Annotated in this window: 4 protein-coding genes; 3 read left to right on the forward strand and 1 reads right to left on the reverse strand. The window is 36.7% G+C overall.

The window, feature by feature from the left end; genetic code table 11:
- Positions 1–489: 489 nt before the first annotated feature.
- The gene (locus BC008_RS35125) at positions 490–1,464 is read right to left on the reverse strand and encodes a cupin-like domain-containing protein (protein WP_027845046.1); all 975 of its coding nucleotides are present in this window, start codon (positions 1,462–1,464) and stop codon (positions 490–492) included.
- Positions 1,465–2,296: 832 nt separating this feature from the next.
- Between BC008_RS35125 and BC008_RS35130 the strand changes: the two genes are divergently transcribed.
- The 3 genes from BC008_RS35130 to BC008_RS35140 all read left to right on the forward strand — a co-directional run bounded on the left by BC008_RS35130 (position 2,297) and on the right by BC008_RS35140 (position 6,917).
- Positions 2,297–3,766: a hypothetical protein gene (locus BC008_RS35130; RefSeq protein ID WP_235595990.1), complete on the forward strand. Its 1,470-nt coding sequence runs from the start codon at positions 2,297–2,299 to the stop codon at positions 3,764–3,766.
- Positions 3,767–3,886: 120 nt separating this feature from the next.
- Positions 3,887–5,257 carry a DUF1822 family protein gene (locus tag BC008_RS35135; RefSeq protein WP_235595991.1) on the forward strand — a complete coding sequence of 457 codons (1,371 nt, stop codon included), beginning with the start codon at positions 3,887–3,889 and terminating at the stop codon, positions 5,255–5,257.
- Positions 5,258–5,531: 274 nt separating this feature from the next.
- Complete coding sequence (locus BC008_RS35140) at positions 5,532–6,917, forward strand: tetratricopeptide repeat protein (RefSeq protein WP_235595992.1); 1,386 nt, start codon at positions 5,532–5,534, stop codon at positions 6,915–6,917.
- Positions 6,918–6,997: the final 80 nt, after the last annotated feature.

A 6,997-nucleotide genomic window follows, 5' to 3' on the forward strand; every position in this document is an offset into this window, starting at 1 on the left:
GCTTCCTACGATTTTTGCTACTGCTTACCACTTGTCTGCTAAGCTTTGTGAGCTATGTTATTTTATTTGCACATTATCACAGGATGTATGCTATCTGATTACATCTTCAAATCAAATTATTTTTAGATTGACTTTATAAATCATCTCACAAACCACCTCTAACTGCTTGACACTCATGTATATTTCTAGAGGAAGAGGGGTTATGCAGTTTTTGATAAAGAAGAAGGAACGAAAAAATAGTCGAAAAATTATACCAATTTAGAAAAATAATCAGACAAATAGATTTCTGTAGAGATGTAGCAATGCTACGTCTCTACCGGAGAATCTGTTGCAATGATTTATTGAATTGGTATTAAATTTACAAATTAAACTTGCAAAAAAATAGAACATAATATCAGACGGTTATCAGTATTAATGACTATCTGATATCATGCTCGATAAATTGATTATTGAAGAATTGATATTGGAACCGAGTTTACGCCGTTTCAGTTAAAGCCTTTGTACCAAATGACGCAACTTTTGTTTTCTATCTTTACTGGCGATCGCAGTGAACCAGGCGCTAACAATATGAGGTGCAGCCATTAAAGCACCAAGGTGTAAACGCCATTTATTCCAAGTGGTAATTGCCCTTAATAGAGGCAAAACATGCCAAAAGCGATTAATTGAACAAACAAATCCATCGCCCAAAGAAGTAACTTCATGCCACCATCCAGCAGGAATAAAGAGGATTTCACCTGGTTTGAGAATTACTTCATAACCGTGAGAAAGTGCCTGTTCAAACTTAGGGAATTTTACTAGGTCAGGGCGTTCAGGATATACTTGTGAGTAACTACCACGCAATTTTAAACCGTAGCGCAAATAATTAAGTATTGACAGTGGGTAAAGGTTGTAAGTTTGAGAAGGTGGAAATAGTAGGACCCGCTTTGAACCATATAACTGTATTAGAGTACCATCCATTGGATCGTAGTGGAGTGGTGCAACATGATTACCTGGAGCAACCCAAAGGTTAAGGCTGGTAGCTGGCATCTTAAAACCCATTTGTGCTTCAGCCTGTTTAAGTTCGGATATATTTTCAAGAGGTGTATTCTTTAAAGAACATCTACCGAGATAAATATCGTTGTTATAGGCTTCTTGGCTTCGTAGCATTTGAGCATATTTACGAAATGTCATGCTGCGAGACTCAACACCACTACCAATGTTAGACCACTGACTTTTTTCCTGGTTATACCTTTCCCAACCATTGACACGAAATGGATATTCACCATCTCCTAATTTTTCACAGAGGAAGTCTAAATCCCAAGTAGGCATAGAATCAAGCAATCCAGTAACCACTACTGGAATACCATCAAATTTATACTTTTGGAAAAAATTTTCTGGAGTTAGGGAGGTTTTATTAATTCGTACAACTTTCTGAAAAGAATAGTTTGTTGAGGACGAATTATTTTTGTCAAATTTTTTTTCCATTGACCTGTATTGAGCTGTTAATAAAGGTAAATGTTGGCCCTAATTGTAGTTTGATTATTTATTTGTAATCAAACAATCTAACTAACGGTAGGAATCTGTAATTTTTAGTTATTTGGGGTTGTGTCACTAAAGTTTAAAGATGCTGATGTATTTTGAAGAAGTATTAATTATTGTGTATATATATTTACCAGTTTATAAATAATAATTTTTTACCACTGTTAATTAACCTCTCCATATTTTCTCTGACTCTTTTTCAAAAATCAAATCGGATTTCTATATAAGTTTTCCAAAAAAAACTTGCAGCCATATTCGAGGATACTTCTGGTGCTCTTGGTGTTCTTCCTTACTTTTATCTTTACTATGGTGGGTTAGAGCCAGTAAAACTTAAACAAGAAAATACTCCACCTACCCTAGAAGCTTAAACAGATATTAGATGGATAGTAAAACACTGATATCGAGTATATCATGATGTTTTACTTATATACCGATGGACATATCTGTTAGGACATCACATTTTGCTTCAAAGGAAAGAACGCTCAAAATCTACACTTTTTCAAAGCGCATCCACCGCAAGTTTTTGCACGCATCTGCGGTGTTAGTACCTATCCTGCGGATGTTTGGACGCACTACGTGTTCATCCGCAGGATGCGTCCAAACACCTCCGGTGCGTGCGTCAACAAACAGCTTGCTGTGTCCAAATGCGTACGTAGCGTAGCGGGTTCAAACGAGAAAGGGAACGGGAAAAGGGGGACAGATAAATGTCCTAAAGGTAAAGAAAAAACTGCATAACCCCAAATCAATCAAGAACTAAGAATAAACGACAGCAAAAATTATGGGAGATAAATCAAATCAGCATCAATTCAAATCTATGACCAATGTCAATAATCAAGTCATGAATTTTTCCAAATATTGGATGCTAGTAACAATTGATGGGATGGGAGAGCGCAAACTCAAAGAAATCGCACTTGCAAAGACTTTTATGATCGATGTTTTTGCTAATTTAAGGGGTATTGATGAAATGTCAGATACCTTAATTCAAAAGCAGTTATTTAACTTGTTTGAGAATAACACGGGCGAGCAAAGTCTTCTTGCACAACGCTCTTTACTTTGTTTTATCTCTTGGAATATTGAGCAAGTCTGCTTACAACTTGTCAGACAGTTTGGAACTTTTCATGGATTTACTCAACGGGATTTATTACCCTATGTTCTAGATGATGATGGTAGCTTACAACCATCAAATAAATATCAATGTGTATCTAGACAAATTTTACAAACTTTCAACCCAGAAAAAAGTAGTCTTAGCAGTTGGACGAGCAGAAAAGTTAAACAGCACGATCCATTGAATAAATTTCTTTTGGAATGTGGAGTATATCTTATTAGTGATTGGGCTATTCTCAATGATACTAAAACTCAACAATTACCAAAGATTTTAGGTGAGTTTCATTCCTTAACATCAATTGAAATTGAGCGATCGCAAAAAATCCTTGCAGCATATCACAGTATATATCGTATAGAAAGACTAGAACAACGAGGTCGAGGGTATAGGGGAAGGTGTAAGGTACCGACAACTGAACAACTGGAGAAAATTCGAGGAATATTAAATCAAACAGAAATGTCTAAATTTTCCCATGAAAGATTATTAGGAGAATTACAACAACTTGCGAGTCAACTGAGAGAATATCGGATTTATGTGCGGGGTGGTAAATTTATTAGAGATTCTTTAGACGAACAGCTAAATCAAAACTATACTTTATTAGAAAATATTCCAGCTGAAAATTCGGAAAATCTGACAATAGAAGTTGATCGCACTCAAGAATTTTTGAAAGCTTATCGTTTACAAATGTCAAATTGTTTAGATAGTGCGCTAAATTCAGTTGTGCGATCGCGAGTGGGAAAACTACAGAAAAAAAATGTAGATAAAGCAAACAACTTCACCACAGCATTATATTTATTTCACTGTGAAAGGTTATCAATGAGTGAAATTGCAAAAAAATTAGGTTTACGGGCCCAAGATACAGTAACTCGATTATTAAAACTCAAAGAATTTCGTGCTGATGTACGACAAGAAATATTATTAAGATTACGAGAAAACATTCTGGAACTAGCTCAAAGTTATTCTACTCCAGAACGTTTAAAAAAATTATATTTACAAATTAATGAAGCTATAGAAGAAGAAATCAATAAAGTAATTTCCCAAGCTGATAAGGAAGCATCGACAATTAAGAGCAATGTTCCAATGAGTTGTTTTTCTCAAACCCTTTGCAAACAATTAGAAGAAAGAAGAAAAATTCATGACTCATAAATTAAACTTTATATTTTTTGATTTTCGCTATCGACGAATACTATTTTTTAGCTCAAAATTAAAAATTCAAAACCTAAAATTCAAAAATATCTAAATTCCATTCCCATGAGTACTTTACTAATGTCTACCCATTTTGAACCTTTACCGATTGAAACAATTTATCTTGATTCTGAAGATATTAGTCGGGCTGTAGAAGTTAGCAACAAAATTCCTAATTATTCGCGTCAATGGCAAACTTATTTAAATGCTTTGACGTTATGTATTTTTGAAAAATGGTTAGAAGAACGTTATAACACCCTAACTGTTGATTGGGAAGAATCTACAATCAATAAACCAGCATTAGCAAATCTAATTCCAGCCACTACTAACTTGAAAGTTGGTGAATTTAAAATTTGTTTAATTACCATTCCCAGTATTTTTGAAGAACAAGTATCTCTATCAAAAATAGTCGTAGATATTCCAGAATTTGTTCCTTACTTTTATGTTTTAGTAGAAGTTTTGGAAGAACAAGAATGTGGTTGTGTTAGGGGATTTCTTTCTTATTCTAAATTACTTGAAAATCTTGAAAATATCGGGACTATAGAAAAAAACTCTCTACAAACAGACTGGAATTATCAAATACCTTTAACTTGTTTTGAAAATAATCCTAATAACTTACTATTATATTTACGCGCTTTGGAACCAACAGCTATTTCCTTACCTGCAATCCCAAGCGATCGCAGGGAAATATTAGCAGCCATGGAGAGCGAATTCGTAAAATTATTACCTAACTTGCGATCGCCAGAAACAGAATTTTGGCAAGTTTTAAATTGGGAACAAGCAACAGCAGTTCTTACCAATATTGAATTAGTTGATTGGATATATAATCTACAGATTCAAACACGAAATCATCAAACACAAAATAATCAAACTCAAAACCATCAAACTCACAACTTAGAATTAAATACTAGTGTAAGAGATTTAATTCAATTACTCGTACAACCTGCGATCAATGTCGGACGTTGGTTATGGGATGAATTAGATGAAGTCGGAGAGCAACTATCTTGGACATTATTACCCAGCTTTGCATCTGCTACAGCTTTCAGAAGTCCTCTAGAAGAATTTGAAGCAATTAAATTACAACTGGAAACTCAAGGTATAGAAATTTCCTCAGTAGCACGATCTGGATACCATGATTTTGTCTTAGCTGGTATTCCCTTGAGATTATATGCTGTGACATGGAATTCATCTACAGAAAATGAGCCTAGTTCCTGGAGTTTACTATTAATTTTAGGTACACCTGTACCAGATACTTTACCGGAAAATTTGAAGTTACGAGTCAGCGACCAAACTGGTATTTTAGTCGAGCAGGGGGTAAATCCAGAGCAAGTTGAATCTTATCTGTATACTTGCGTGGCTGGAAATTGGAATGAGAAATTTATTGTAACTGCGAGTTTAAGCAATGGTGTGGAAGTCACATTACCACCATTTGCGTTTGATATTAGGCGATGATTTTTTATTAATAACACAATTCACCCAGGGATAACCTAATTAAATTCGTTACGATGCAAGCTTAGCAAAGTATTTCCATGGAGAAGTAGCAATTCGAAATATTTGATTTCTGGTAATGAGCAAGAATATTTCCTATAGATTCCTCATAAAGATTGCATACCCTGTATGATGCTCAGAACTATATGTGATTAGCAAAGAATTTATGCAGCATGTTGAGACAAATAACGCAATATTCGTTGTAAGGATTCCTTAAATTAGTTGTGGCTCAAAAAAAGTGAATCAAAAAACCTTAGTCCGAAAAACTCAAATCATCAGTTGCACGAAATTAGCGTCCTTTTCAGTCACATTTGCAATGGTACTGGGATTGCTCGTGAGTATACCCAAGGAAGTTGGAGGAGAAACCCAGCCAACACCTTCAGCCCAACAGTCAGCAGCACTGGAGGAAGGTAAGCGGTTATATCAAGAAGCTTTGAAGTTGAAGGAGGAAGGAAAATATACACAAGCGATTCCTTTGGCGGAACGTTCACTGGCAATATTAGAAAAGTTATTAGGTCAAGAATATCCTATTGTTGCTACTAGCCTTAATGATTTGGCATTACTTTATAAAAAAAGCGGGAGTTATGAGAAAGCACAACCACTCTATCAGCGATCGCTAGCTATTAGAGAGAAGATACTAGGTGCATATCATCCCCATGTTGCCACTAGCCTCAACAATTTGGCACAACTATACCGGGCACAAGGGAGTTATGAGAAGGCACAACCACTCTATCAGCGATCACTAGCAATTTTTGAGAAGGTGTTCGGTGCATATCATCCCGACGTTGCAGCAAGCCTCAACAATTTGGCACAACTGTATGAAGAACAAGGGAGCTATGAGAAGGCAGAACCACTCTATCAGCGATCGCTAGCTATTAGCGAAAAGGTACTGGGTGCATATCATCCCCAAGTTGCAGTAAGTCTCAASAATTTGGCAGTACTATACAAGACACAGGGAAACTATGAAAAGGCACAACCACTCTATCAGCGCTCGCTAGCTATTAGCGAGAAGGTACTGGGTGCATATCATCCCCAAGTTGCCACTAGCCTCAACAATTTGGCTAGCCTGTATGAGGCACAAGGGAGGTATGAAAAAGCCGAACCACTCTATCAGCGCTCGCTGGCAATTTTCGAGAAGGTACTTGGTGCACATCATCCCAATGTTGCAGTAAGTCTCAACAATTTGGCAGGACTCTACAAGGCACAAGGAAACTACCAGAAAGCCGAACAAATTTATAAGCGCTCGCTGGCAATTAGGAAGAAGACACTGGGTGCATATCATCCCAAAGTTGCACTAGCCCTCAGTAATTTGGCAGAACTGTACCGGGTGCAAGGAAGCTACCAGAAAGCCGAACCAATGTATAAGCGTTCACTGGTAATTAGGGAGAAAACACTGGGTGCATATCATCCCAATGTTGCAATAAGCCTTAACAATTTAGGGCTGCTGTATTATGCACAGGGGAGCTATAAGAAGGCAGAACAACTATATCAACGCTCGCTGATGATAAGGAAAAAGACACTGGGTGCATATCATCCCAGAGTTGCAGTAAGCCTCAACAATTTGGCACTACTGTATCAGGCACAAGGTAATTATGAGAAAGCCGAACAACTTTATCAGCTATAGCAACCGCCAGGTTAGCTAGGACGCTAAAGTCAAGACATGCTCCATGGCTTCTCGCAGTGTTCCAAAATTCTCGAGTTGTT

The sequence above is a fragment of the Mastigocoleus testarum BC008 genome, from assembly GCF_001456025.1.
Lineage (GTDB): Bacteria > Cyanobacteriota > Cyanobacteriia > Cyanobacteriales > Nostocaceae > Mastigocoleus > Mastigocoleus testarum.

Coding starts and splice junctions, on each gene's coding strand:
- BC008_RS35130 (WP_235595990.1), top strand. CDS start 2,297: ATGGGAGATAAATCAAATCAGCATCAATTCAAATCTATGACCAATGTC.
- BC008_RS35125 (WP_027845046.1), bottom strand. CDS start 1,464: ATGGAAAAAAAATTTGACAAAAATAATTCGTCCTCAACAAACTATTCT.
- BC008_RS35135 (WP_235595991.1), top strand. CDS start 3,887: ATGTCTACCCATTTTGAACCTTTACCGATTGAAACAATTTATCTTGAT.